This is a genomic window from Zafaria cholistanensis, from assembly GCF_008580665.1.
In the GTDB taxonomy this organism is placed as follows: Bacteria; Actinomycetota; Actinomycetes; order Actinomycetales; family Micrococcaceae; genus Zafaria; species Zafaria cholistanensis.
This window is the reverse complement of record NZ_BKDJ01000001.1, coordinates 311057-334933: the sequence shown is the minus strand read 5'-3', so window position 1 is coordinate 334933 and position 23877 is coordinate 311057. Positions and strand designations below refer to the sequence as shown.

The 23877-nt window shown below is 72.7% G+C and carries 23 protein-coding genes; 10 read left to right on the top strand and 13 right to left on the bottom strand.

The features are described 5' to 3' along the window. Positions 1-14: 14 nt before the first annotated feature. The 3 genes from NCCP_RS01615 (at position 15) to NCCP_RS01605 (ending at position 2651) form a co-directional block, all read left to right on the top strand. Entirely contained in the window at positions 15-1004 is a 990-nt protein-coding gene (locus NCCP_RS01615) for a methionine ABC transporter ATP-binding protein (protein ID WP_149955334.1), read from the top strand. Between the two features lie 3 nt (positions 1005-1007). Further along, a complete protein-coding gene (locus NCCP_RS01610; protein ID WP_149955333.1) occupies positions 1008-1688 on the top strand; it encodes a methionine ABC transporter permease in 681 nt (226 codons plus the stop codon). 120 nt (positions 1689-1808) lie between these two features. Further along, positions 1809-2651, top strand: a complete 843-nt coding sequence (locus NCCP_RS01605; protein ID WP_149955332.1) for a MetQ/NlpA family ABC transporter substrate-binding protein — start codon at positions 1809-1811, stop codon at positions 2649-2651. 172 nt (positions 2652-2823) lie between these two features. Here the strand turns inward: NCCP_RS01605 and hemL are convergent, their stop codons facing one another. The 8 genes from hemL to hemE form a co-directional block, all read right to left on the bottom strand. Further along, positions 2824-4134 (bottom strand): glutamate-1-semialdehyde 2,1-aminomutase, encoded by a 1311-nt coding sequence (gene hemL / locus NCCP_RS01600; protein WP_149955331.1) that lies wholly within the window; start codon positions 4132-4134, stop codon positions 2824-2826. Between the two features lie 3 nt (positions 4135-4137). Next, positions 4138-5121 carry a porphobilinogen synthase gene (gene hemB / locus NCCP_RS01595; RefSeq protein ID WP_149955330.1) on the bottom strand — a complete coding sequence of 328 codons (984 nt, stop codon included), beginning with the start codon at positions 5119-5121 and terminating at the stop codon, positions 4138-4140. After that, a complete protein-coding gene (locus tag NCCP_RS01590) occupies positions 5118-6137 on the bottom strand; it encodes a uroporphyrinogen-III synthase (protein ID WP_172627254.1) in 1020 nt (339 codons plus the stop codon). The genes hemB and NCCP_RS01590 overlap by 4 nt, the downstream gene beginning before the upstream one ends. 130 nt (positions 6138-6267) lie before the next feature. Then, positions 6268-7344: a hydroxymethylbilane synthase gene (gene hemC / locus NCCP_RS01585; RefSeq protein WP_225873609.1), complete on the bottom strand. Its 1077-nt coding sequence runs from the start codon at positions 7342-7344 to the stop codon at positions 6268-6270. After that, positions 7341-8555, bottom strand: a complete 1215-nt coding sequence (locus NCCP_RS01580; RefSeq protein WP_149955328.1) for a ferrochelatase — start codon at positions 8553-8555, stop codon at positions 7341-7343. Before NCCP_RS01580 ends, hemC begins: the two co-directional genes overlap by 4 nt. After that, positions 8555-9235 carry a hydrogen peroxide-dependent heme synthase gene (gene hemQ, locus NCCP_RS01575; RefSeq protein WP_149955534.1) on the bottom strand — a complete coding sequence of 227 codons (681 nt, stop codon included), beginning with the start codon at positions 9233-9235 and terminating at the stop codon, positions 8555-8557. Before hemQ ends, NCCP_RS01580 begins: the two co-directional genes overlap by 1 nt. A gap of 96 nt (positions 9236-9331) precedes the next feature. Then, on the bottom strand, positions 9332-10843 hold the full coding sequence (locus NCCP_RS01570) for a protoporphyrinogen/coproporphyrinogen oxidase (RefSeq protein WP_149955327.1): 1512 nt from the start codon (positions 10841-10843) through the stop codon (positions 9332-9334). 84 nt (positions 10844-10927) lie between these two features. Next, the gene (gene hemE / locus NCCP_RS01565; RefSeq protein WP_149955326.1) at positions 10928-12007 is read right to left on the bottom strand and encodes a uroporphyrinogen decarboxylase; all 1080 of its coding nucleotides are present in this window, start codon (positions 12005-12007) and stop codon (positions 10928-10930) included. Between the two features lie 146 nt (positions 12008-12153). Between hemE and NCCP_RS01560 the strand changes: the two genes are divergently transcribed. Next, positions 12154-13524 carry a glutamyl-tRNA reductase gene (locus NCCP_RS01560; protein ID WP_149955325.1) on the top strand — a complete coding sequence of 457 codons (1371 nt, stop codon included), beginning with the start codon at positions 12154-12156 and terminating at the stop codon, positions 13522-13524. 105 nt (positions 13525-13629) lie between these two features. Here the strand turns inward: NCCP_RS01560 and moeB are convergent, their stop codons facing one another. Further along, positions 13630-14832, bottom strand: a complete 1203-nt coding sequence (gene moeB, locus NCCP_RS01555; RefSeq protein ID WP_149955533.1) for a molybdopterin-synthase adenylyltransferase MoeB — start codon at positions 14830-14832, stop codon at positions 13630-13632. Between the two features lie 149 nt (positions 14833-14981). Here moeB and NCCP_RS01550 point away from each other — a divergent pair, with 149 nt between their 5' ends. Then, a complete protein-coding gene (locus tag NCCP_RS01550) occupies positions 14982-15563 on the top strand; it encodes a TetR/AcrR family transcriptional regulator (RefSeq protein ID WP_149955532.1) in 582 nt (193 codons plus the stop codon). Between the two features lie 64 nt (positions 15564-15627). Beyond that, the gene (locus tag NCCP_RS01545) at positions 15628-15855 is read left to right on the top strand and encodes a DUF3107 domain-containing protein (RefSeq protein WP_149955324.1); all 228 of its coding nucleotides are present in this window, start codon (positions 15628-15630) and stop codon (positions 15853-15855) included. A gap of 31 nt (positions 15856-15886) precedes the next feature. Here the strand turns inward: NCCP_RS01545 and NCCP_RS01540 are convergent, their stop codons facing one another. Beyond that, complete coding sequence (locus NCCP_RS01540; RefSeq protein WP_149955323.1) at positions 15887-16249, bottom strand: 4a-hydroxytetrahydrobiopterin dehydratase; 363 nt, start codon at positions 16247-16249, stop codon at positions 15887-15889. A 47-nt stretch (positions 16250-16296) separates the two neighbouring features. After that, positions 16297-16980 carry a ferritin-like fold-containing protein gene (locus NCCP_RS01535; RefSeq protein ID WP_149955322.1) on the bottom strand — a complete coding sequence of 228 codons (684 nt, stop codon included), beginning with the start codon at positions 16978-16980 and terminating at the stop codon, positions 16297-16299. Between the two features lie 41 nt (positions 16981-17021). Between NCCP_RS01535 and NCCP_RS01530 the strand changes: the two genes are divergently transcribed. From NCCP_RS01530 to NCCP_RS01520, 3 genes are all read left to right on the top strand, one after another. Further along, complete coding sequence (locus NCCP_RS01530; RefSeq protein WP_149955321.1) at positions 17022-18557, top strand: RNB domain-containing ribonuclease; 1536 nt, start codon at positions 17022-17024, stop codon at positions 18555-18557. 288 nt (positions 18558-18845) lie between these two features. Beyond that, positions 18846-20534, top strand: a complete 1689-nt coding sequence (locus NCCP_RS01525; protein ID WP_225873608.1) for a DEAD/DEAH box helicase — start codon at positions 18846-18848, stop codon at positions 20532-20534. Positions 20535-20647: 113 nt separating this feature from the next. Continuing rightward, complete coding sequence (locus tag NCCP_RS01520; protein WP_225873633.1) at positions 20648-21496, top strand: DNA-methyltransferase; 849 nt, start codon at positions 20648-20650, stop codon at positions 21494-21496. Positions 21497-21626: 130 nt separating this feature from the next. Here the strand turns inward: NCCP_RS01520 and NCCP_RS01515 are convergent, their stop codons facing one another. Then, positions 21627-22178: a COG4315 family predicted lipoprotein gene (locus NCCP_RS01515; RefSeq protein WP_225873607.1), complete on the bottom strand. Its 552-nt coding sequence runs from the start codon at positions 22176-22178 to the stop codon at positions 21627-21629. Positions 22179-22395: 217 nt separating this feature from the next. Between NCCP_RS01515 and NCCP_RS01510 the strand changes: the two genes are divergently transcribed. After that, a complete protein-coding gene (locus tag NCCP_RS01510; RefSeq protein ID WP_149955319.1) occupies positions 22396-22944 on the top strand; it encodes a sigma-70 family RNA polymerase sigma factor in 549 nt (182 codons plus the stop codon). Positions 22945-22987: 43 nt separating this feature from the next. Here the strand turns inward: NCCP_RS01510 and NCCP_RS01505 are convergent, their stop codons facing one another. Beyond that, positions 22988-23845, bottom strand: a complete 858-nt coding sequence (locus NCCP_RS01505) for a PHP domain-containing protein (protein WP_149955318.1) — start codon at positions 23843-23845, stop codon at positions 22988-22990. Between the last annotated feature and the right edge of the window lie 32 nt (positions 23846-23877).

Below are 23877 nucleotides of genomic sequence, written 5' to 3'. Positions count from 1 at the left end.
CCCAGGGGTTCCTTTTGATCACTGTGACCGACCTGCGCAAGGTCTACCGCCAAGGAGACCGCGACGTCGTCGCGCTCGACGGCGTGACACTCCGCGTCCCGAAGGGCTCGGTCCACGGGATCATCGGCCACTCCGGCGCCGGCAAATCCACCCTGGTGCGCTGCCTGACGCTGCTGGACCGGCCGACCTCCGGCAGCGTCTCGATCGGGGACAGGGAGCTCTCCAGCGTCTCCGACGCCGAACTGCGCCGGGCGCGCCGCCGGATCGGCATGGTGTTCCAGCACGCCAACCTGCTGGACTCGCGCACCACCGCACAGAACGTCGCGTTCCCCCTGGAACTGGTGGGAACCCCCAAGCAGGAGGCCGCCCGGAAGGTTGCCGAACTGCTCAAGCTCGTGGGCCTGGACCGGTTCGCCGACGCCTACCCCTCCCAGCTCTCCGGCGGGCAGCGCCAGCGCGTGGGAATTGCCCGGGCCCTGGCCACGGACCCCGACGTGCTGCTGTGCGACGAGCCCACCAGCGCACTGGATCCGGCGACCACGGAAGAGATCCTCGACCTGATCAAGGCACTGCGCGACCGCCTCGGGCTGACCGTGCTGATCATCACCCACGAGATGCACGTCGTGAAGCGGGCCTGCGACTCGGTGTCTCTGCTCGAGGCCGGGAGGATCGTCGAAAGCGGCAGGCTCGCGGACGTCGTGGCCTCGCCGGGCGGGCGGCTCTCCATGGCCCTGCTGCCGCTGCCCGGGGAAGCCCCGGAGGTGCTGCCCGGCGGCCCCGTCCTGGACCTGCTCTACTCCGGGGACGCGGCCGCGATGCCGGTGATCTCCGGCATCGCCCGCCGCTTCGACACCGACGTCAACGTCCTGGCCGGTTCCGTGGAGCACCTCGGCGAGGCCCAGTTCGCCCACCTGCGCATCCAGCTGCCCTCCAGCGCCGACCTGGCCGCCATCACCGCCCACCTGACCGCCAACGGCATCGCCGTGACCACGAAGGAGGCCTAGGCGATGGACATCCTCAACGACCTTTTCTCCAACCCGGGCATCACCAAGGCCCTGCCCACCGCTTTCGCCGAAACCCTGCAGATGGTGGGGATCTCCGGGGTGTTCGTGGTGCTGATCGGCCTGCCGCTGGGCGTCATCCTGCACACCACCGCCCCGGGCGGCCTGACCCCGGCGCCGTGGGTGAACGCGGTGCTCGGCGGCATCATCGTGAATATCACCCGCTCGGTCCCCTACGCCATCCTGATGGTGTCCCTCATCCCGCTCACCCGGATGCTGGTGGGCACCTCGATCGGCCCGGTCGCCGCCTCGGTGTCCCTGACCATCGGCACGGTGCCGTTCTTCGCCCGCCTGGTGGAAACCTCCCTGCGCGAGGTCGACTTCGGCAAGATCGACGCCGCGCTGGTGATGGGTTCGACCCGCCTGCAGGTGGTCCGCAAGGTGCTGCTGGCCGAGGCAATGCCCGGTTTGGTCGCCGCCCTGACGACCACGCTGGTCACGCTGGTGGGCTTCTCCGCGATGGCCGGCCTGATTGGCGGTGGCGGCCTGGGCCGCCTCGCCTACAATTACGGCTACCAGCGTTTCGACACCACCGTCATGCTCACCACGATCGTGATCATGGTGGTGCTGGTCCAGCTGATCCAGTTCGTCGGCGACCGCGTTTCGCGCAGGGTCGACCACCGCTGACGCCCTGCCCCCTCGATTCCCGCCGCCTCCCGGGCGGCGGTCCCGCGGCCAGTAGCCGCTAGCCGCGGAAACCCTCCGGACGCATCCCCGACGTCCGGCCGGAAGAATAGGACGCATTCCATGCGTAAGCAGCTCACCCTTGTGGCCACCGGCCTCGCCGCCCTGTTCGCGCTGACGGCTTGCGGTGGCGGAACCTCCACCACCCCCAGCGCGGACGCCACGCTGGACCCGGCGAACCCCACGGTGGTCAAGGTCGGCGCCGTCCCGGTGCCGCACGCCAAGATCCTCGAATTCATCGATGCCAACCTGGCCCCGGAAGCCGGGATCGACCTGGAGATCACCGAGTTCGACGACTACCAGACCCCGAACGTCGCCCTCAGCGAGGGCAGCGTCGACGCCAACTACTACCAGCACCTGCCGTGGCTCGAAGACCAGATGAAGACCAAGGGCTACACCTTCGAGCACGGCGCGGGCGTGCACATCGAGCCGTACGCCGCGTTCTCGGACAAGTACAAGACCCCGGAGGAGATCCCGGACGGCGCCACGGTGGCGATCACCAACGACCCGTCCAACCAGATCCGTGCACTGCGCGTGCTGGAGTCGGCGGGCCTGCTCAGCGGCATCGAGGATGATTCCGCCGTGCTGACGCTCACCGATGAGCAGAACCCCAAGGGCCTGAAGTTCGAGGAGAACCAGCCGGAGATCCTGATCACCCTGGTCTCCGACCCGAAGGTGGACATTGCGCTGGTCAACGGCAACTTCATCCTGCAGGCCGGCCTGAGCACCGACGACGCGCTGGCCGTGGAGTCCGTGGAGAACAACCCGTACGCCAACTTCCTGGCCTGGCGCGCCGGCGAGGGCACTCCCGGCATCGCCAAGCTCGAGGAGCTGCTGCACACGGAGCAGGTCCGCAACTACATCACCGAGAACTGGCCGAACGGCGACGTCACCCCGGCCTTCTAGCCTGCGGGCCGGGCCCCGGGCAGAGCGGCTTGGCCGCCGCGCACGGGACCCGGCTGCGGCCGCCCTGGGCGGTGCGCCCCCAGGGAAAACGGCGACGGCCGGTTCCCCTCTCAACGGAGGGGAACCGGCCGTCGCCGTTTTCCGCTGCGGGCCGGCTGGCCCGGCTGGACTGTTACTCCGGCTGGGCTGCTGCGGCCGCACGGGCCGCCGCCGGCAGGGCGGCATGGATCTTCGCCATGGCCTCGTCGTCGTGCGCGGCGGAGAGGAACCAGGCCTCGAACACGCTTGGCGGCAGGTAGACCCCGGACTCGAGCATGCTGTGGAAGAACGGACGGTAGCGGAACGCCTCCTGCGCCTGCGCCTGGGCGTAGTTGTGCACCCCGGCCGCCGAGGTGCCGAAGGCGACCGAGAACAGGTTCCCGGCCCGCTGGATGGAGTGGTCCACGCCCTCGGCGTCCAGCGCCGCGGAGACCGCGGCGGACAGTTCCAGGGAGCGCCGGTCGATGAACGCGTAGACCTCCGGGGTGGCCAGGGTCAGCGTGGCGACGCCGGCCGCCATGGCCACCGGGTTCCCGGAGAGCGTGCCGGCCTGGTAGACCGGCCCGATCGGGGCCAGGTAGTCCATGACCTCGGCGCGCCCGCCCAGGGCGGCGGTGGGCAGCCCGCCGCCGATGACCTTCCCGAACGTGAACAGGTCCGGGGTCCAGCCCTCCTGCGCGCCGGTCAGGCCCCAGTAGCCGGCCCAGCCGGTACGGAAGCCGGTGAGGACCTCGTCGAGGATCAGCAGGGCGCCGTTCGCGGCGGTGGTGCGGGAGAGGAACGCGTTGAAGCCCTCCTCCGGGGTGACAACGCCCATATTGGCGGGCGCGGCCTCGGTGATCACCGCGGCGATGCGGTCCCCGTACTTGGCGAAGGCGGCCTCCACGGCGGCGGTGTCGTTGTAGGGCAGCACCAGGGTCTCGGCGGTCGTGGCAGCGGTCACGCCGGCGGAACCGGGCATCGCCATGGTCGCCAGTCCGGACCCGGCGGCGGCCAGCAGCGAGTCCAGGTGGCCGTGGTAGCAGCCGGCAAACTTCACGATCAGGTCCCGGCCGGTGAAGCCGCGGGCCAGGCGCACCGCGGTCATGGTGGCCTCGGTGCCCGTGGAGACCATGCGGATGCGTTCCACGCCCGGCACGCGCTCCATGACCAGTTCGGCCAGCCGGCCCTCGTCCGGGGTGGAGGCACCGAAGGAGAGCCCGTGGTCGACGGCGGCGTGCACGGCGGCGAGCACGCCCGGATGGGCGTGGCCCAGCAGGGCCGGGCCCCAGGAGCAGACCAGGTCCACGTAGCGGATCCCGTCAGCGTCGGTCAGGTAGGCGCCGTGGGCATCCACCATGAAGCGCGGGGTCCCGCCCACGGAGCCGAAGGCGCGCACCGGCGAATTCACGCCGCCGGGCATCAGCTTCCGGGCACGCTCGAAGAGTTCGTTGGAGGAGGTCATGGTCTACTTTCCTTCTTTCAGCCAGCCGGCCAGTTCGGCGGCCCAGTATGTCAGCACGGTGTCGGCACCGGCGCGCCGGATGCCCAGGACGGATTCGGTAATGGCGGCCCGGCGGTCGATCCAGCCGTGCGCGGCGGCAGCCTCGATCATCGCGTACTCGCCGGAAATCTGGTAGGCGGACACCGGTACCGGGGACATCGCGGCGATGTCGGCGACGATGTCCAGGTAGCTCATGGCCGGCTTCACCATGACCATGTCGGCGCCCTCGGCCAGGTCCAGCTCCACCTCCAGGAGCGCCTCGCGGCGGTTTGCGGCGTCCATCTGGTAGGTGCGGCGGTCCCCCTTCAGCTGGGAGTCCACCGCCTCGCGGAACGGCCCGTAGAACGCCGAGGCGTACTTCGCGGCGTAGGCCAGCACGGACACGTCCTGGTGGCCGGCGGCGTCGAGGGCCTGCCGGATCACCGCGACCTGGCCGTCCATCATGCCGGACGGGCCGAGCATGTGCGCGCCGGCCTCGGCTTGGGCGACGGCCATCTCCGCATAGACCTCCAGTGTGGCGTCGTTATCGACGCGGCCGGCCTCGTCCAGGACGCCGCAGTGGCCGTGGTCGGTGAACTCATCGAGGCAGACGTCGCTCATGACCACCAGGGCGTCGCCGACCTCGCCCCGCACATCGCGGATCGCCCGGTTCAGCACGCCCTCGGGGTCCAGGCCGGCACTGCCGGTGGCGTCGCGGTCCTCGGGGATGCCGAAGAGCATGATCCCGCCCAGCCCCAGCCCGGCGGCCTCGGCGGCGGCGCGCCGGAGCGTGTCCGGGGTGTGCTGCACCACTCCGGGCATCGACTGGATCGGGTTCGGCTCGGACAGGCCTTCGCGGATGAAGGCCGGCAGGATCAGCTGCTGGGGGGCGATCAGGGTCTCCGCGGCGAGGCGGCGCATGGCGGGAGTGGTGCGCAGGCGGCGCGGCCGGTGTTGGGGAAAGCTCACGTCGGTTCCTTCGGGGTCGGTTCTGCGGGCGGGGTCGGTACTGGGGGCGGGGTCGGTACTGGGGGCGGTGGGATGTCCGGGGTGCCCGGGCCCGGCGGGTGAGGCACCGGCGGGACGGGCGCCTGCCCGGTGCGGGCTGCCCGGGCGGATTCCCAGGCATCGGCCAGTCCGGCGGGGGTGGGCACCGGGGCCGTCGCGGCCGGCGGCAGGCCCAGCCGGTTGAGCTCGGCGGCGGTGCTGCGGCCGATCGCCACCAGTGCGACGGCGGCCGGGGGCGCCGGGACCAGCGCGGCGAACCGGCGCGCGATGCTCGGCGAGGACAGGAAGACCGCATCGATGCGGCCGGCCTCAACCCGCGCGGCCAATGCCTCCGGCGGCAGGACCTCGGCGTCCAGCAGGGGGCCCGGTCCGCCACGGGCTCCGGCAGCGGCTCCGGCAGGGTCTCCGGCAGAGGCTTGCGGGCCGGGGCCCGGACGGCGGGTGGAGTCCAGACGGCGGGTGGGGTCCGCGGGGGCCTGGACCGTCCGGTAGGCGACCACCGCCTCGGTGCCCCAGCCGCGGGAGCGGAGTCCCTCCTCCAGCACCGGCGCTGCCAGGTCCGCCTGCGGAAGGTAGACCGTCCGCTCCCCCGCCTCCGGGGAGGGGGCCGGCGCCTCCGGCCAGCCGGCCAAGAGGCCCTCGGCGGAATGGTCCGGGGCCGGGAGGACGTCGACGCGCCACCCGGCGTCCGTGGCAGCCCCGGCGGTGGCCGCTCCGACGGCGGCCACCCGGGTTCCGGGAGGCACCTCCAGCTCCAGGCCCAGGGCGTGGCAGCGCTGCTGCAGCGCCCGCACCGTGGTGGCGCTGGTCAGGACGATCCACCGGTGGGCCCCGGCCAGGAACCGGCGCAGGGATGCGTCCAGGGCGGCAGTGTCCTCCGGCAGCTCGAAGTCGACCAGCGGGCACACCACGGCGCCGGCTCCGCGCGCCGCGAGCTCGGCCACCGTGGGGCCGGCCCGTTCCGGGCTGCGCAGCACGGCAGCGGTCAGCCCGGAGAGCGCCCCGGAAGCAGGACTTCCGGGGGGAACCGCCCCGGGCGGGCGGGCGGATGCCCCGGCGGGACCTGGCCCCTCCGGGGCATCCGCCACCCTGCTTCCGGGCACGGGGTCAGTGCCCTTCCGGATCGACCGGAACATCCGTGCGCAGGTCCGCCAGCGCCGCGGCGCCTTCGCCAAGCAGCAGCTCGGCCAGCGACCGGCCCACCAGTTCGGCCCCGGAGACGGTCAGGTCCCTGCCGGTGGCGGAGCGGCGCAGCACCTCGGTGCCATCGGTGCTGCAGACCGCGGCCTCCAGCACCAGGGCGTCCCCTTCCACCCGGGCCAGCGCGCCGATTGGCGCGCTGCAGCCGGCCTCGAGCCGGGCCAGCAGGGCCCGCTCGGCGGTGACGGCCAGCCGGGTGTCGTGGTCGTCGAGGGCGGCCAGCGCGCCGGCCAGCGCGCCGGCCGCAGCCGTCTCCGGGCGGCACTCCACCGCCAGCGATCCCTGCCCGGGGGCGGGCAGCATGACCGCGGGGTCCAGGTATTCGGTGATGTGGTCCTGCAGGCCCAGCCGGAGCAGCCCGGCGGAGGCCAGCACCACGGCGTCCAGGTCGCCCTGGAAGCCGTGGCCCACGCCGCCGTCGTCCGCAGCGGGCGCCTGGCCCTTGACGCGGCCAAGGCGGGTGCCCACGTTGCCGCGGATGTCCACGACCTCCAGGTCCGGGCGGGCGGCGCGCAGCTGCGCGGCCCGGCGCGGGGACCCGGTGCCGACCGTGGCACCGGCGGGCAGCGTGCCCAGGGTCAGCCCGTCGCGGGCGCACAGCGCGTCGCGCACGTCCACGCGGCGCGGCGTCGCGGCGATGACCAGGCCCGGGGGCTGCCTGGAGGGGAGGTCCTTGAGCGAGTGGATGGCCACGTCGCAGCCGCCCTCAAGGAGGGAAACGCGCAGCGCCGCGGCGAACACTCCGGTGCCGCCCAGCTGGGACAGCGGTCCGGAAGTGACGTCGCCCTCGGTCTTGACGCGGACCAGTTCATAGGCCAGCCCGGATTCTGCGGCCAGCGCCTCGGCGACCGTGGTCGTCTGGGTGACCGCCAGCGCGCTGCCGCGGGTGCCCACCACGAAGCCGGTTTCGGCAGCCGTGCCGGGGCCCGGCGCCGGCCCGTTTCCGGTACCCACGCCTTCGGGGCCCATGCCTTCGGTGCTCATGCCTGCGGCACCCCCACTTCCGAGTCGACGGCGGCGATGGTCGGCCGCGCTGTTCCGTCCCGCATCACCTTCACGCAGCAGTTGGCGCGGCAAACGTCGAACCACGGGCCCAGTTCGGCCTCGGTGGCGCGGCCCTGCAGCAGCGCGGAGCCGTCCGGGCCGGCCAGGCGCTCGCAGACCATGTCCACGATGCCGCGCACGAACGCCGCGTGGGTGCCGGGGGTGGGGACGCGGTGGAAGGCCAGCCCCAGGTCGGCGCATGTTTGCCGGGCCTCGGTGTCCAGGTCCCAGACCACCTCCATGTGGTCGGAGACGAAACCGATCGGCACCACGACGGCGCCGCGGGTCCCGGCCTCGGCGTACCCGGCCAGGGCATCGTTGATGTCCGGTTCCAGCCACGGCACGTGGGGTGCCCCGGAGCGGGACTGGAACACCAGCGACCACTCCAGCCCCTCCGCTTCCGGAACGCGGGCCAGGATGGCCCGCGCGACGGAGAGGTGCTGGGCCGAATAGACGTCGGTCTCCAGCTCCGCGGCCAGGGCGCGCGGACCTGCGGCCTCGGCGTCGGAGGTGGGGATCGAGTGCGTGGTGAAGACGATCCGGATCGGGCCCTCGGGGTCGCCGGCCGCGGCCAGCTGGGCGCGCACGTCGGCCAGGCCGGCCGCAAGGCCCTCCGCGAAGGGCGCCACGAAGCCGGGATGGTCGAAGTACTGGCGGACCTTGTCCACCTCCAGCTTGCCTTCCAGGCCGGTCTCGCGCAGCCCCACCCCGAGGTCCTCGCGGTACTGGCGGCAGCTGGAGTACCCGGAGTAGGCGCTGGTGGAGAACATCAGGACCCGGCGGTGGCCGTCGGCGTGGATCTGCCGCAGCGTCGGCTGGATGTAGGGCGCCCAGTTGCGGTTGCCCCAGTAGACGGGCAGCGCCAGGCCGCGGGCGGCAAGTTCGGCCTCGATCGCGGCCTTCAGCGCGCGGTTCTGCGCGTTGATGGGGCTGATGCCGCCGTTGGCTCGGTAGTGCGTGGCGACTTCCTCGAGGCGCTCGTCCGGGATACCGCGGCCGGCGGTGACGTTGCGCAGGAACGGGATGACGTCCTCCTGGCCCTCCGGTCCGCCGAAGGACGCCAGCAGGAGGGCATCGTAGGGCTTCGGGGCCATCCGTCCGGCGGCGTCGTACCCTTCCCGCGGATCGAACACGTGCTGGGAGGGCTGCATCAGCGCAGGACCTCGGCGACCTCGGCGGTGGAGATCCGGCGCCCGGTGAAGAAGGGGATCTCCTCGCGCACGTGCTGGCGGGCCTCGGTGTAGCGCAGGTGGCGCATCATGTCGACGAGGTCGATCACGTCCGGGGCCTCCAGGGCGATCATCCACTCGTAGTCGCCCAGCGCGAACGCAGCCACCGTGTTGGCCAGCACGCTGGGGAAGTCCCGGCCGAGAATCCCGTGGTCGCGCAGCATCTTGCCGCGCTCCTTCGGGTCCAGCAGGTACCAGTCCAGGGAGCGGACGAACGGGTAGACGCAGAGCCATTCCTTCGGCTCGACGCCGCGGGCGAACGCCGGCGAGTGGTCCTTGGCGAACTCGGCCTCGCGGTGCACGCCAAAGGAGGACCACACCAGGCTGGTCTCGGCGAACAGGTAGGTGCGGCGGACCTTGCGCAGGGCTTCCTGGAGGCCCTCGAACGTCGGGCCGTGCAGCCACACCATCACGTCGGCGTCGGCGCGCATGGCGGAAACGTCGTAGGTGCCGCGCACAACGACCCCGTCGGCGGCCAGTTCGGCCACGAGCGCGTCGAACGCGGCCACGCCCTCGGAGCGGTCCAGGTCGGAGTCGCGCTTGAAGACCGTCCACAGCGTGTAGTACATCGTGGCGCTCCCGGCGTTGGCGCGCTCGGCCATGACCGGGCTGTTGTGCTCGGGCTGGTACGGGGTGGGCTGGCTCATGGGATGTGTGCCTCGTTTTCTGCGGATGGATCGGATCTGGTCTGGATTGTCTCAGGCGGCGCTGACGGCCAGCCGGGAGCGGGTGTCGGCGACGACCGCCGCGAGCCCGGTCCCGGAGAGCCAGCCACCGACCACGTCGAGCCCGGGCAGGGCCCGGGTGGCGGCGTGGAAGGCGGCCACGCGGTCGCGGTGCCCGGTGGTGGCGAAGGGCAGGGCGCCGGCGAAGCGGACCACGTCCCAGCCCAACACGTCCTTTTCCTCGAGCGCGGTGCCCAGCAGCGCGGACGCGTCGGCGACCGCCTGGTGGCGCAGGGTGGCGTCGTCGGCGTCGGCCAACCGGGCGGCCTCCGCGGAGAGCCGGCCGTAGGACAGGCGCAGCACATGGGTGCCGGGGCCGGCCTCGTCCGCGAGCCACTGCCACTTGGCGCTGGCGTGGGTGAGGGCCTTGGCGCCAATCCCGCCCGTCCCCGGCGCCACCAGCAGTCCGGTGCCGCGCGGAGCCGCGTCCAGTTCGGGCTTGTCGACCACCAGGGTGACCAGGGAAACCCCGGCCCCCGTGGCGGGCCGGTGCCCGGCCAGGGCGGGCAGCAGCGGGGAGAGCAGGTCGACGGCGGCCGGGCCCCCGGTGGCGACCACGAGGCGCCCGGCACCCACGGTGCGCTGGCCGTCCGCGTCCGCGACGGTGACGGACCAGGGCTGCTCCGCACCGGCATCATGCCCCAGCCGCACCACCGCGGTGCCGGTGTGCAGGGCGGCGCCGCGGGCGCGCAGGTCCTCCACCAGCGCCGCGGTGAGCCGGTGCATGCCCCCGGCAAGGCCGGCCACCGCGGAGCCTGCCGGGGCGGCAGCACGCAGCGCGGCCACGGCGCGGGCCAGCGAGCCGTGCTGGAGGACGGCCGCGCGCAGCCCGGGCGCGACGGTGTCCACATCCAGGGTGTCAGGGTCGGCCGAGTGCACGCCAGCCACGACCGGGGCGACCAGGGTCTCCAGGACGGCCAAGCCCATCCGCGAGCGGACCAAAGCGCCCAGGCTGAGGGGGCCCTGAGCCAGGCGCCTGGGTACCGGCAGGACAAGGTCGGCGGCGGCGCGCAGGCAGCCGGAGGTGCCGATGGCGGACTTCACGTCCCCGGCCCAGGGGTCCCCCGGAATGCCGAGGATCCCGGTGGCCGGCAGCGGCTGGGCCACCGGCCGGCCGTGGCGTTCGAAGTGCAGCCAGGCGCCCCCGGGCTGGGGGGCGGCGATGCTCTGGCCCAGGCCGAGTTCGGTGGCCAGGTCCGCGACGGCGGTGGTGCGCGTCGCGAACGATTCCGCGCCGGCGTCCAGGACCAGTCCGGCGACCTCGTGGGCGCGGACGCAGCCGCCCCAGGTGGCGGAGGACTCGAAGACCTCCACGCTGTGGCCGCTGAGCGCGAGTTCTCGGGCGGCGACCAGGCCGGAGATGCCGCCGCCGACCACGACGGCCCGGGGACCGGGGGGGACGGCCTCGGGCAGGTGCGCGTGGCCGGGACGCAGGCGCTCCAGGCCGTGGTGGAGCCCCTGCTGGAGTGCGTTCCGGTGTGGCATCGGAGGTCCTTTCGTCGCGGGTGCCGCGCAGGCGCCCCGTCGGGGCCGGGCCGTGCGGCCCGGGAATGGCCGGAGCCGTGGGTCCTAGGCGAGCGGAGACTCCCCCGGGGCGATCGAGTGGATGAGCCCGACGACGCGGGTGAGGACCGCGGGATCGGTTTCCGGGGGCACCCCGTGGCCGAGGTTGACCACGTGGCCCGGGGCGGAGGCGCCCGCGGCGAGGACCTCCCGGACGTGTTCTTCAAGCACCTGCCACGGCGCGTTGAGCAGCGCCGGGTCGATGTTCCCCTGCAGCGGGGTGGTGCCGCCGAGGCGGCGGTTGGCCTCATCCAGCGGCAGGCGGTAGTCCACCCCCACAACGTCCACGCCGACGCTGCGCATGGCGGCCAGCAGCTCGGAGGTCCCGGTGCCGAAGTGCACCAGCGGGGCGCCGAGGTCGCGGACATGGTCCAGGGCCCGGGCGGAGGCGGAGGCGACGTGGCGTTCGTAGTCGGCCAGGCCCAGGCTGCCGGCCCAGGAGTCGAAGAGCTGCCCGGCGCTGGCGCCGGCCTCAAGCTGGGCGCGCAGGAACGCGCCGGACGCGTCGGCGGCCCATGCCGCGAGCTCCTGCCAGGCCTCCGGGTCCGCATGCATCATGGTGCGCGGGCCGAGGTGGTCCCGGGACGGCCTGCCCTCGACCATGTAGGCCGCCAGGGTGAAGGGGGCTCCGGCGAAGCCGATCAGCGGGGTGGAGCCGAGCTCGGCAACGGTCAGGGCGACGGCCTCGCGGATCGGGTCCAGCGCGGAGTCTTCGAGGCGGGGCAGCTTGCGCACGTCGCCGGCGCTGCGCACCGGGGATCCGAGCACCGGGCCGACGCCGGGAACGATGTCCACGTCCACCCCGGCCAGGCGCAGCGGGATCACGATGTCGGAAAAGAAGATGCCCGCGTCCACGTCGTGGCGGCGGACCGGCTGCAGGGTGATTTCCGCGGCCAGCTCGGGCTTGAGGCAGGATTCAAGCATGCCGATGCCTTCGCGCGCCTTGCGGTACTCGGGCAGCGACCGGCCGGCCTGGCGCATGAACCACACCGGGCGGCGGCTCGGGGCACCGCCCCGGTAGGCGGTAATCAGCGGGGATCCGGCAGTACGGCCATCCATCAGCGGGTGGCTTGCGCTCAACGTCATGCCTTCGATTCTGCCAAGTTGCGCCCCGGAACTGTAATCCGGGACCGATCCGGACCGATCCGGGCCCGCGGAAGTGGCGGAGGACACCCGATCGGGCCCCCCGGGTGGGCCTGACCGGCCCCGAAGCGGGATACCATGGGACCATTGTGGTTTTCGTATCGCTTGTCGCCTCCCATTCGGATATCGACCTCGAGACTGTTGCGCTGCTGAGCGCCGGATCGTCCGGGGTCGCTTCCGCCGTGCTTGACGGCACCACCCCGGTTTCCGGCGCGGTGGTGCTGGCTACGTGCAACCGCTACGAGGTCTACTGCGAGGCCCCCCGCGAGGACGACGTCGAGGCCGCCCGCTCCGCCGTGATCTCCCAAATCAGCCGCGCGTCCGGACTCACCGAGCACCAGGTCTCCCAGGCGCTGGCCACCAAGACCGGCGCGGATGCGGTCGACCACCTCTTCTCCGTGGGCGCCGGGTTGGACTCCGCGGTGATCGGCGAACGCGAGATCGCCGGGCAGGTCCGCCGGGCCCTGATCGAGGCCCAGCAGAAGGGCACCGCTTCCGGGCCGCTGGTGCGCCTCTTCCAGACCGCTTCCCGCACCGCCAAGGAGGTCGGCACCCGCACCGCCCTCGGCGGCCGCGGCCTGTCGATCGTTTCCGTCGCCCTCGACCTGGCCGCCGACCTCTCCCCCGACGCCGGATGGGCGGACAAGTCCGTCGTCGTTTTCGGCACCGGCGCCTATGCCGGGGCCACGATGGCGCTGCTGAAGGAGCGCGGCGTCGTGGACCTTTCCGTCTACTCCGCCTCCGGGCGGGCCGAGGCGTTCGTGGCGACCCGCGGGGGCACCGCCCTCGACGACGACACGCTCACCGCGGCACTGGCCTCCGCGGACGTGCTGGTGGGCTGCTCGGGCGGGGACCGTCGCCTCATGGCCGAGGACATTGCCGGGCTGGACCGGGCGGGCCGTCCGCTGGTGGCGATCGACCTGGCACTGACCCACGACTTCGACCCGGCCTTCGAGGACGTTGACGGGGTGGAGCTGATCACTCTTGAGTCGGTCCGCATGGCCGCCCCGACGGAGCAGGCCGAGGCGCTGCGCGAGGCCCGCCGGATCGTGCGCGCCGCCGCCGACGAGTTCGAGGCCGAGCAGCGCCAGCGTTCCGCGGACGCGGCGATCGTCGCCCTGCGCCAGCACACCCAGTCCGTGCTCGAGGCCGAGGTGGAAAAGGTCCGTGCCCAGCACGGCTGCACCGCGGCGGCCGAGGAGGTCGAGTTCGCGCTGCGCCGGATGATGCGCCAGCTGCTGCACATCCCGACCGTGCGCGGCCGCGAGCTCGCCGCCCAGGGGCGCCTGGACGAGTACGAGGCCGCACTGGAAACCCTCTACGGGATCGCGCCCGCGGCGGCCGCGCAGCCGGCGCGCTCCGGCAGCGCGGCGCCGGCAGCGGTGGCGGCCCATCCGCCGGTGGGTCCGGGGCAGCGGCACGACGCCGGCCAGTGCCAGGCCACCGGCACCGACGGATAGCCCACCTTCGGCCGCGGAAGCGGGCGGCGCCGGGACCCCGTAACAGGGACGACCCGGTACGGAGACCCGGTACACAGACCCCGTACAGGGACTCAGTACAGGGACTCAGTACACGGGCTTTGCCGGCTCAATCCGGCTGATCCACGCGAGGATTCCGCCGGCGAGGTGGCGGGCGTCGTACCCGCGGTCAAGCAGGTGGCCGAGCACCTCGCCGGAGCGGGCTCCCGACTTGCAGTGCAGCACCACCGGCACGTCACGGGGCAATTCGGTTTCCCCGGAGAGCAGTTCCCCGCGCGGGACCAGCACGGCCCCCTCGATGGCCACGATGGCCGCCTCCCCCGTCTCGCGGACGTCCACCAGCAGGAACTCGGCCTCCCCCGCCGCGCGGGCGACCAGCAGGCGCGCCAGTTCCGCCGCGTCGACGGCCGGCAGCTCCCGCTCCACCGGCGCGCCGCAGAACTCCGCGTAGTCGGGAAGCAGCGCGGCCGGACGGACGGCCTCCGGGTCCGGGCGCAGCCCCACCTCCCGCCACCGCATGGCCAGCGCGTCCAGCACCAGCACCCTTCCCAGCAGCGGCTCGCCCGTCCCGGTCAGCAGCTTGATGGCCTCGGCCGCCATGGCGGACCCGATCTGCCCGCACAAGGCCCCAAACACGCCGCCCTCGGCGCAGGACGGGACGGTTCCGGGAAGCGGCGGCTCCGGGTGCAGGTCCCGGTACGTCGGCCCCCGCCCGGCCCAGAACACGGTGACCTGCCCGTCAAAGCGCAGGATCGACCCCCAGACGCAGGGCTTGCCCAGGATGGTGGTCGCATCGCTGACCAGGTAGCGGGTGGCGAAGCTGTCGGTGCCGTCCAGGACCAGGTCGTACCCTGCCATGATCTCCAGCGCGTTGGAGGAGTCCAGCCGCTCCCGGTGCTCCACCACCTGCACCAGCGGGTTGATCCCGCGCACGGTCTCCGCCGCCGAGGCCGTCTTGGGGCGCCCCACGTCGGCAGTCCCGTGGATGACCTGGCGCTGCAGGTTGGAGGTGTCGACGGTGTCGTCGTCGACGATGCCCAGCGTGCCCACCCCGGCGGCCGCAAGGTAGAGCAGGACCGGCGATCCCAGCCCGCCGGCCCCCACCACCAGCACCCGCGCCTTCTTCAGGCGCCGCTGGCCCGCCATCCCGACCTCGGGGATGAGCAGGTGCCGCGAATAGCGCTGCAGCTCCTCCGCCGTCAGTTCCGGCCCGAGGTCCACCAGCGGCCCGGGGTCCACCAGCGGCCCGGGGCCTTGGCCCCGGCCCGCGTCCCGGGCCGAGTGGTTCATGATTTCCATGTCCACACTCTAGTTCCGCCGGCACTGCCCAGGGACATTACCGCGCAGTACACTGGGGGCGGTCGGAGCGTCCCGGCACCGCCCGGTCCCGAAAGGCAGACGTGAGCACCACCCCCCAGCGCCCCGCCCGCACCCCGCGCATGCCCCGCGAGGAGCGCCGGCGGCAGCTGCTGCGGGCCGCCCAGCAGGTCTTCGTCGCCCACGGCTACCACGGGGCGGCGATGGACGAGATCGCCGAGGTCGCCCAGGTCAGCAAGCCGGTGCTCTACCAACACTTCCCGGGCAAGCGGGAACTCTACCTTGCCCTGCTCGACTCCCACCTCGAGAACCTGACGGAACTGCTCGCCCAGGCCATCGCCGGCACCCAGGACAACCGGCAGCGCGTGGTGGACACCATCCGCGCCTACTACCGGTTCGTCTCCCAGGACAGCCAGGGCCACCGGATGATCTTCGAATCGGACCTGATGAACGACCCGGACGTCGGCGCCCGTCTGGAAACCTTCAACGCCCGCTTCGCCGCGTCGATCGCGGACGTGATTGCCGCCGAGACCTCGGTGCCCCATGCGCAGGCCACGCTGCTGGGGCGCGCCCTGGCCGGGATGGCACAGGTTTCGGCGCGCTACTGGCTTGAACTGGGCAATGACGTGCCCCTTGAGGAGGCCAGCGAACTCGTGGCCCGTTTAGCTTGGCGCGGAATCAGTCGCTTCCCCAAGGAAAACTGACGTACATTCGGTACCGGAAAACCACCCGCGCCGTCCGCCGGCGCCGCCACGAAAAGGAGCGCCAATGGACGTGCGCATCGGAATCCAGAACGTCGCCCGCGAAGTCGTCATCGAATCCGGGCAGACCGCCGAGGAGGTCGCCGCGGCCGCGAGCAAGGCCATCGCCACCGGCAGCGGAGCCGAACTGCGCCTGACCGACGCCAAGGGCCGCGTCGTGATCGTGCCCGCCGGCGTGATCGGCTACGTGGAGATCGGCGCCGAGGAGCAGCGCCGCGTGGGCTTCGCCCACTGATCCCGGCCGAAGCCAACAGCAGGGGCCACGGCTACGGGCCCGAACGGTCCCCGGTGACCACCTTGGCGCCGGCCGCCTGCGCAGCCTCGGAGACCGCCCGCGCCAGGGCGAGGTCCTTGCCGGTGACCCGGCCCCCCGCGTCGTGCGTGGTGCTGGCCAGGTGGACGGTGTTGTAGCGCCAGTCCAGGTCCGGGTGGTGGCCCAGCTCCTCCGCGAGCGCACCGACCGTTCCGATGAACGCTACCGCGGGCGGGGCGCCGCGGAAGCGGTAGGAGGCCACCAGCCGGTCCCCGATCAGCCGCCAGTCCGGCAGCCCGGCCACGGCCGCCGCAAGGGCGTCCTGGCCCTGCGGGTCCACCGCGTGGATGCCGTCCGGATGTGCCGCGTCGTCCATGGGGTTCCCTTCTTCCGTGCGGCGCCGGGCGCGCCCGGCCCGGGTCCCTAGGCGGTGAGCCCCAGGGCGCCCATGCGCCGCGAATGGTTTTGGACCAGCTTGGCGAAAAGCTGGGAGATGACTTCCCGGTGTTCCTCCCCGCTTCCGTGCGGGAGCAGGTTGCCCCAGAAGTCGTGTTCGTCCCCGATCAGGCGGGCCTGGGTGAGCGCCTCCCCGAGCAGCCTGCGCCCCCACAGGGCCAGCCGGGAGGCCAGCCGGGGGTCGTCGGCGAGCGCGGCCCGCAGCCGTCCGCGGATCCAGCCCGTCTGTTCCTCCATCGACTGGACCGCGGAGACCAGCAGCCGGGTCTCCTCGTCCAGGGCGCGGGCGATGGCCCGGTAGAAGTCGCCCGAGACGGCGTCGATCACGTAGGCCTTCATCAGCGACTCATGCCAGTCCCCCGGGCGGGTGCGCTCGTGCAGCGCGTCGATGGCGGCGACGAAGGGTTCCATGGCCGCCTCCGGGTCGGCCCCGCGGGCCAGCAGGCGCTCGCGGACGGCCTCGTAGTGGCCGAATTCGGCGACGGCCAGCCTGGCCAGCGCCTCCCGGTCGCCGAGCGTCGGGGAGAACCGGGCATCCGAGGACAGCCGCTCGAACGCGGTCAGCTCGCGGTAGCACATAAGGCCATAAAGGGCCGTCTCGTAGCGCTCGGCAAGGGGCCGGCCCACCACCGACCCGGGCTGTTCACTCATGCATCCAGCCTACTCCGCGCGCGCATGGGTAGGCTGGGCACGTGGTGTACCAGCACATCGATCTGACCGCCGGAGCCCGGCGGACCGGCCTGGCCGCGGCGTTGGCGGCCCTGGAGGACGAATTCGGGCTGCCCCGCGGCTTCCCGGAGGATGTGCTGGAGGAGGCGCGGGCGGCGGTGGCCGCGCACCATCCCCCCGCGGAGGACCGCACCGGCATTCCCTTCGTGACGATCGACCCGCCCGGGTCCACCGACCTGGACCAGGCCGTGCACCTGGCCCGGGACGGCGGTGGCTACACCGTCCACTACGCCATCGCCGACGTGCCCGCCTTTGTGGCCGACGGCGGGGCGGTGGACCGTGAGGCCCGGCTGCGGGGCCAGACCGTCTATCTTCCGCACCGGCGGATCCCGCTGCATCCGGAAGTGATCAGCGAGGATGCCGGCAGCCTGCTCCCGCTGCGGCGCCGCGGCGCCTACGTGTGGACGTTCCGGCTGGACCGCGAGGCGCGCGTGGTCTCGACGGAACTGGTGCGCGCCGCCGTCGTCAGCCGCGCGCGGCTGACCTACGCCGAGGCGCAGCAGGCGCTCGATGCCGGCGCCGCGGACGAGTCCCTGGTCCTGCTGAAGGAGGTCGGGATCAAGCGGGTGGCGCTGGAGCATGCGCGCGGCGGCGCGCACCTGCGCATCCCCGAGCAGGAGATCGAGGCGGACGACGAAGGCGGGTACCGGCTGGTGGCACGGGCCCCGCTTCCGGTGGAGGACTGGAATGCCCAGATTTCGCTGCTGACCGGGATGGAGGCGGCCCGGATCATGGTGGCGGGCCGGATGGGCATCCTGCGTACCCTGCCCGGGCCCGACGCAACCGGGGTGGCGTATTTCCGCCGCCGGGCCCTGGCCCTGGGCCATGAATGGGAGCCGGGCGTCCATTACGGGGACTTCCTGCGCTCCCTGGACCTGACCGACCCGCGCCAGCTGGCGCTGATGCACCATGCCGCGGCGCTGTTCCGCGGAGCCGGCTACACGGCGTTCGACGGCGAGGTCCCGGAGGAGCACGTGCAGGCCGCGATCGCCGCCCCCTATGCGCATGCCACGGCGCCGCTGCGGCGGCTGGTGGACCGTTTTGTCCTGGTGGTGTGCGACCACCACCTGCGCGGCGAGCCGGTCCCCCCGGGGGTGCGGCAGGCGCTGCCGCTGCTGCCGGAACTGATGCAGCGCTCGGGCCAGCTGGCCTCGCGGGTGGAACGGGCCGCGATCGACACGGTGGAGGCCGCCTTGCTGGCCGGCAGGGTCGGGGAGATGTTCTCCGCGGTCGTGATCGAGCCCCCGGCCCCGGCCGCTCCCGAGCGCAACGGCCGGGAGGGAAACGGCGGCAACGGTGGCAACGGTGGCAACGGGAGGCCGGCCGGCAACGGGGGCGGACCGTACGGGACGCTGCAGATCGCCGATCCCCCGGTGGCCGCCCGGTTCGAGGACACCGGGCCGGAAGGGGCCCGGGTGGCGGCCGGGGAACGGGTCACGGTCCAGCTCGCCGAGGCGGATCCGGGTACCCGGAAGGTGCTTTTCCGCACGGTCCGCTAGGCCGGCAGGACCCTGTCCCCGTCCGTCCCGCAGCGTGCCGCGCCCCGGGGGCGGGCCCGCAAGATACACTGGTTGGGTATACATGGATGCCCGGTCGCTATACGTCACCAGTTCCCCGGCAGCGTTTCACCAGCAAACCTGCCCCCCATGGCGCGGTCAGCTTCTCCGCGCCGGCAGCCCGCGATCGGCTCCGCTGGATGCGCCGCTCCCGCGGTGGTCTCCGTCCCGCCCCGTGCGGTGCGCGTTGAGCACGCCCGGCCTCGGCACCCTAATGAAATTGAGAATGCCTTGAACGCTGAACACCATCTGATTGCCGACTCGGGCACCGAAGAGATCGACGTCGAAGAGTCGCTGACCACCACCGAAGCCCCGCACGAGATCCCGGAGAAGACGTTCGCCGACTTCGGTGTCCGCCAGGACATCGTCGACTCGCTGGCCGCCGCCGGCATCACCCACCCCTTCCCGATCCAGGCGATGACGCTGCCGATCGCCCTTGGCGGCCACGACATCATCGGCCAGGCCAAGACCGGCACCGGCAAGACCCTCGGCTTCGGCCTGCCCGCGCTGCAGCGCGTGGTTGGCCCGGGCGACGAGGGCTACGACCAGCTGCCCGTCCCGGGCGCCCCGCAGGCGCTGATCGTCGCCCCCACCCGCGAACTGGCCGTCCAGGTCGCCCAGGACCTGGAAACCGCGTCCAGGCACCGCAACGCGCGCATCGCCACCATCTACGGCGGCCGCGCGTACGAGCCGCAGATCGAGCAGCTGCAGGCCGGCGTCGAGGTGGTCGTCGGCACGCCCGGGCGTCTGATCGACCTCTACAAGCAGAAGCACCTGAGCCTGAAGAACGTGCGGATCGTGGTCCTGGACGAGGCCGACGAAATGTTGGACCTCGGCTTCCTGCCGGATGTGGAGACCCTGCTGGCCGCCACCCCGGCGGTGCGCCAGACCATGCTCTTCTCCGCCACCATGCCCGGGGCCGTCGTGGCCATGGCCCGGCGCTACATGTCCCAGCCCACGCACATCCGTGCCGCCGATCCGGATGACGATTCGATCACCAAGAAGGACATCCGCCAGGTCATCTACCGCGCCCACCAGCTGGACAAGGACGAGGTCGTTGCCCGCATCCTGCAGGCGGAGGGCCGCGGCCGGACGATCATCTTCACCAAGACCAAGCGCTCGGCCGCGAAGCTGAGCGACGAACTGGTCGACCGGGGATTCGCCGCCGGATCCATCCACGGCGACCTGGGCCAGGGCGCCCGCGAGCAGGCGCTGCGCGCCTTCCGCAACGGCAAGGTCGACGTGCTGGTCGCCACCGACGTCGCCGCCCGCGGCATCGACGTGGACGACGTCACCCACGTGATCAACCTGCAGTGCCCGGAGGACGAGAAGACCTACCTGCACCGTGTCGGCCGCACCGGCCGCGCCGGGAACAAAGGCACCGCGATCACCTTCGTGGACTGGGAGGACGTCCCGCGCTGGGGCCTGATCAACAAGGCCCTGGGCCTGGACCAGGCCGAGCCGGTGGAAACCTACTCCTCTTCCCCGCACCTGTACACCGACCTGAACATCCCCGCCGGAACCAAGGGCCGCCTGCCGCGCCACAAGCGCACTTTGGAAGGCCTTTCCGGAGAGGTGCTTGAGGACCTCGGGGAGACCGGCAAGAAGAACTCCGGGCGCGGCGGTTCCCGCGGACGCGGCGAGGGCGAGGGCAGGCACCCCGGCCGCGGCCGTTCCGACCGTCCGGTCCACGCCGAGGGCAAGGGCGGGCGCAGCCGCGGCCCCCGGGCCGAGGGTGCCCGGAACGACGCCGCCGGTGGCGGCGCGGCGCGGCAGGACGCCGCCGCGGAGGCTCCGGCCGGTACCGGGACCCCTTCGGCGCAGGAGCCGGCCGAAGGCGGCCCCGAGGCCCCGCGCCGCCGCCGTTCGCGGACCCGCCGCCGCAACGGCGAGGTCGTGTCCCGGCCCGAGGGCGAGTAGCCCGCTTGGCCGCGAGCGTTTCCGTGGATACCGGAGCCGCGGAGGTCCCCCACCGGGGGCTCCGCGGCTTCGGCCGTTCGCGCCCGCCCGCCTGGTCCCCCGACGGTCCGGACCTGGTGGTGCAGGCGGACAATGCGGACTACCTGCCCAAGCTGCCCGACGGCGCCTTCACGCTGATCTACGTCGACCCGCCGTTCAACACCGGGCGCACGCAGAAGCGCCAGAACGCGAAGATGGTGCGCGCGGTACCCGGCGAAGGGGACCGCGTGGGCTTCAACGGGCGCACCTACCAAACGCTGCTGGGTCAGCTGCACAGCTACGACGACGTGTTCGAGGACTACTGGTCCTTCCTTGAGCCGCGGCTGCGCGAGGCCTGGCGGCTGCTGGCCGAGGACGGAACCCTGTACGTCCACCTGGACTACCGGGAGGTGCACTACGCCAAGGTGCTCATGGATGCCATCTTCGGGCGGGAGTGCTTCCTGAACGAGATCGTCTGGGCCTACGACTACGGGGCCCGGTCCAAGAGCCGCTGGCCCACCAAGCACGACAACATCCTGGTGTACGTCAAGAACCCGGAGCGCTACCACTTCGACGCCGAGGCCGTGGACCGCGAGCCCTACATGGCGCCGGGCATGGTCACCCCGGAAAAGGCCGCCCGCGGGAAGCTGCCCACGGACGTGTGGTGGCACACCATCGTCTCCCCCACCGGCAAGGAGAAGACCGGCTACCCGACGCAGAAGCCCGAGGGCATCCTGCGCCGCATCGTGGCCGCCAGCAGCCGGCCCGGCGACTGGGTGCTGGACTTCTTCGCCGGTTCCGGGACCACCGGCGCGGTCGCGGCCGCCTTGGGCCGGCGCTACGTGTGCGTGGACTCCAACCCGCAGGCGGTCAGGGTCATGGCCGACCGGCTCCCCGGCGCGAAGGTCTACCCGGCACGGCTGCGCCGGAGTTCGAAGGCCTGAGGGTTCAAAAGCCTGAGGGTTCAAAGAAGGCCCGGACATGCCCCGGCGCGGCCGCGCCGGGGCATGTCCGCCCTCCCGGGCCCCTTCCGGCCGGTCCGGGAGGGCGGGCAGGCCGCCGCTGGCGGGGCGGCTACTGGCTGGGCGGCGCGCTGGTGACCATCTCGCCGTCGGGCGCCACCACGTACCAGACGCCGTTGACGTCCTGGCCGAGCACATCGCCCGGCGCCGTGTCCTTGGCGTAGTAGTACAGCGGCATGCCGTCCAGCGTCAGGTGCTTGCGCCCGTCCGGACTGTCGATGGTGCCCACGGTCCCGGTCACCGACGGGTCGACCGCCGGCTCGTCCCCCGCGGCCACCGCGATTGGCCAGGCCTTCAGGCATTCGTCCGTGCAGGCGCTGGTCCCGGAGTCCTTGGTGTCCTTGGTGAAGTAGTAGAGCGTCATGCCCCTGCCGTCCACCACGATCTCCCCGAGCGGGGAATCGGCGGTCTTCAGGTCCACGGCCTCGGAGTCGGCCGCCGGCGGGCTCGTGGTACCGGGTGGCGGGGTGGAGGGGCCGATCGGGGTGCTGGTGGTGTTCCGGGGCTCGGGCTCCGTGCCGGGGGCGCAGCCGGCCAGTGCTGCCGACGCCGCCACCGCCAGCAGTGCCAGCGCCATAGAGGTCCTGTTCTGGGGACGATTCATGGGATGGATCCTTTCCCTGCGGAGGGGGCCGGTGCACCGGACCGGATGTTCGGGACCGCGCACCCCTGTTCTCCAAGACGCACAGGCCCCAAGGTTGGTTCAACGCGGCGTGGCTATGCTGCCGGTGTCCGCCGCGTTGCGCAAGGCCCTGCGGCGCCGCGCCCGGGGCGGTCCTGCGGCGCCCCGCCGCACCCCGGGGAGGTGGCACGTGCAACCGATGGAGCAGCAGCGATGCCCGGTAAGGCCCGATCCCCCGCACGGGTCAGCCCCGGACAGCGGCTTCGCGGAGCGGATCTACCGGGAGCACGGCGACGCGCTGCGCCGCTTCGTCCTGCGGGCCGGGCCCGACCCCTCCTGCGTCGAGGACATCGTCCAGGAAACGGTGCTGCGCGCGTGGCGGGCGGCGCCACGGATCACCGGCAGCCTGCGCGCCTACCTGTTCCGCACGGCGCGCAGCGCCATGGTGGACGCCTACCGCAGGTCGGCGGTCCGGCCCCCGCTGGTATCCATGGACGGCGGGGTGGACCTGCTGCCGGACGCGGCGGACCCGATCGAGGAGCTGCTGGGCCGGCTGCTCATGGAGGAGGCGCTGGGGCGCCTGAGCGCCGAACACCGGGAGGTCGTGGTGGCCCTGCACTACCGGCGCGAGACGCTGGTGGAGGCGGCCGAACGCCTCCGGATCCCGGTGGGCACGGTGAAGTCCCGGGCCCACTACGCTCTCCATACGCTCCGGACGGTGCTCGCCGCGATGGGGGTGGAACGCTGAACCGGCCGGCTTCCCGGCCCGGACGCCGTCCCGGGCTGCCGTCCTACAGCGCGGGCATGTTCACCGGCGCCGAGCCGGTGCCCGCCTCAAGGATCCGGGCCAGCATCTCCGGCGAGGTGGTGTTCTCCCCCAGCCGGTTGGGTTTGCCGGTGCCGTGGTAGTCGCTGGATCCGGTGACGATCAGCCCGCGCTCGGCGGCCAGCCGGCGCAGGTAGTCCCGGCCCGCCGCGGGGTTGTCGCGGTGGTCCACCTCCACCCCCAGCAGGCCCGCCCCAATCATGGCCTCGAACGTCTCCGGCCCCACGACGCGGCCGCGCTCGGAGGCCACCGGGTGCGCGAACACGGGCACCCCGCCGGCGTCGCGGACCAGCTTGACGGCCGCGACCGGATCCACGGCGTAGTGGCTCACGTAGTAGCGCGAGCGGGCGGTGAGCACGCTGGCGAACGCCTCGGAGCGGGTGGAGACCACGCCGGCGGTCACCAGCGCGTCGGCGATGTGGGGCCGGCCGATCGTCGCCCCGGGCACCGCGTGCCGGCTGACCAGGTCCCAGTCCACCGGGTAGTCCTCGGAGAGCAGCGCGACCATTCTGCGGGCCCGGTGCACGCGCGCGTCGCGGGCCTTGTTGATCTCCTCCAGCAGCCCCGGGTGCGTGGGATCGTGCAGGTACCCCAGCAGGTGAACGCTGATGCCCTCGGCGGTCTTGCAGGAAATCTCGATGCCGGGAACCAGCCCCATCCCGACCTCCCCGGCCGCGCAGGCCGCCTCGGCCCATCCGGCCGTCTGGTCGTGGTCGGTCAGTGCCAGGACGTCCAGCCCGGCAGCCTTGGCCGAGGCGACGACGCCGGCCGGGGGCTCGGTCCCGTCCGAGACGTGCGAGTGGGTGTGGAGATCGATCCGCATTGCCTAAGCGTAATAGGCGGGCGTAACGGGCG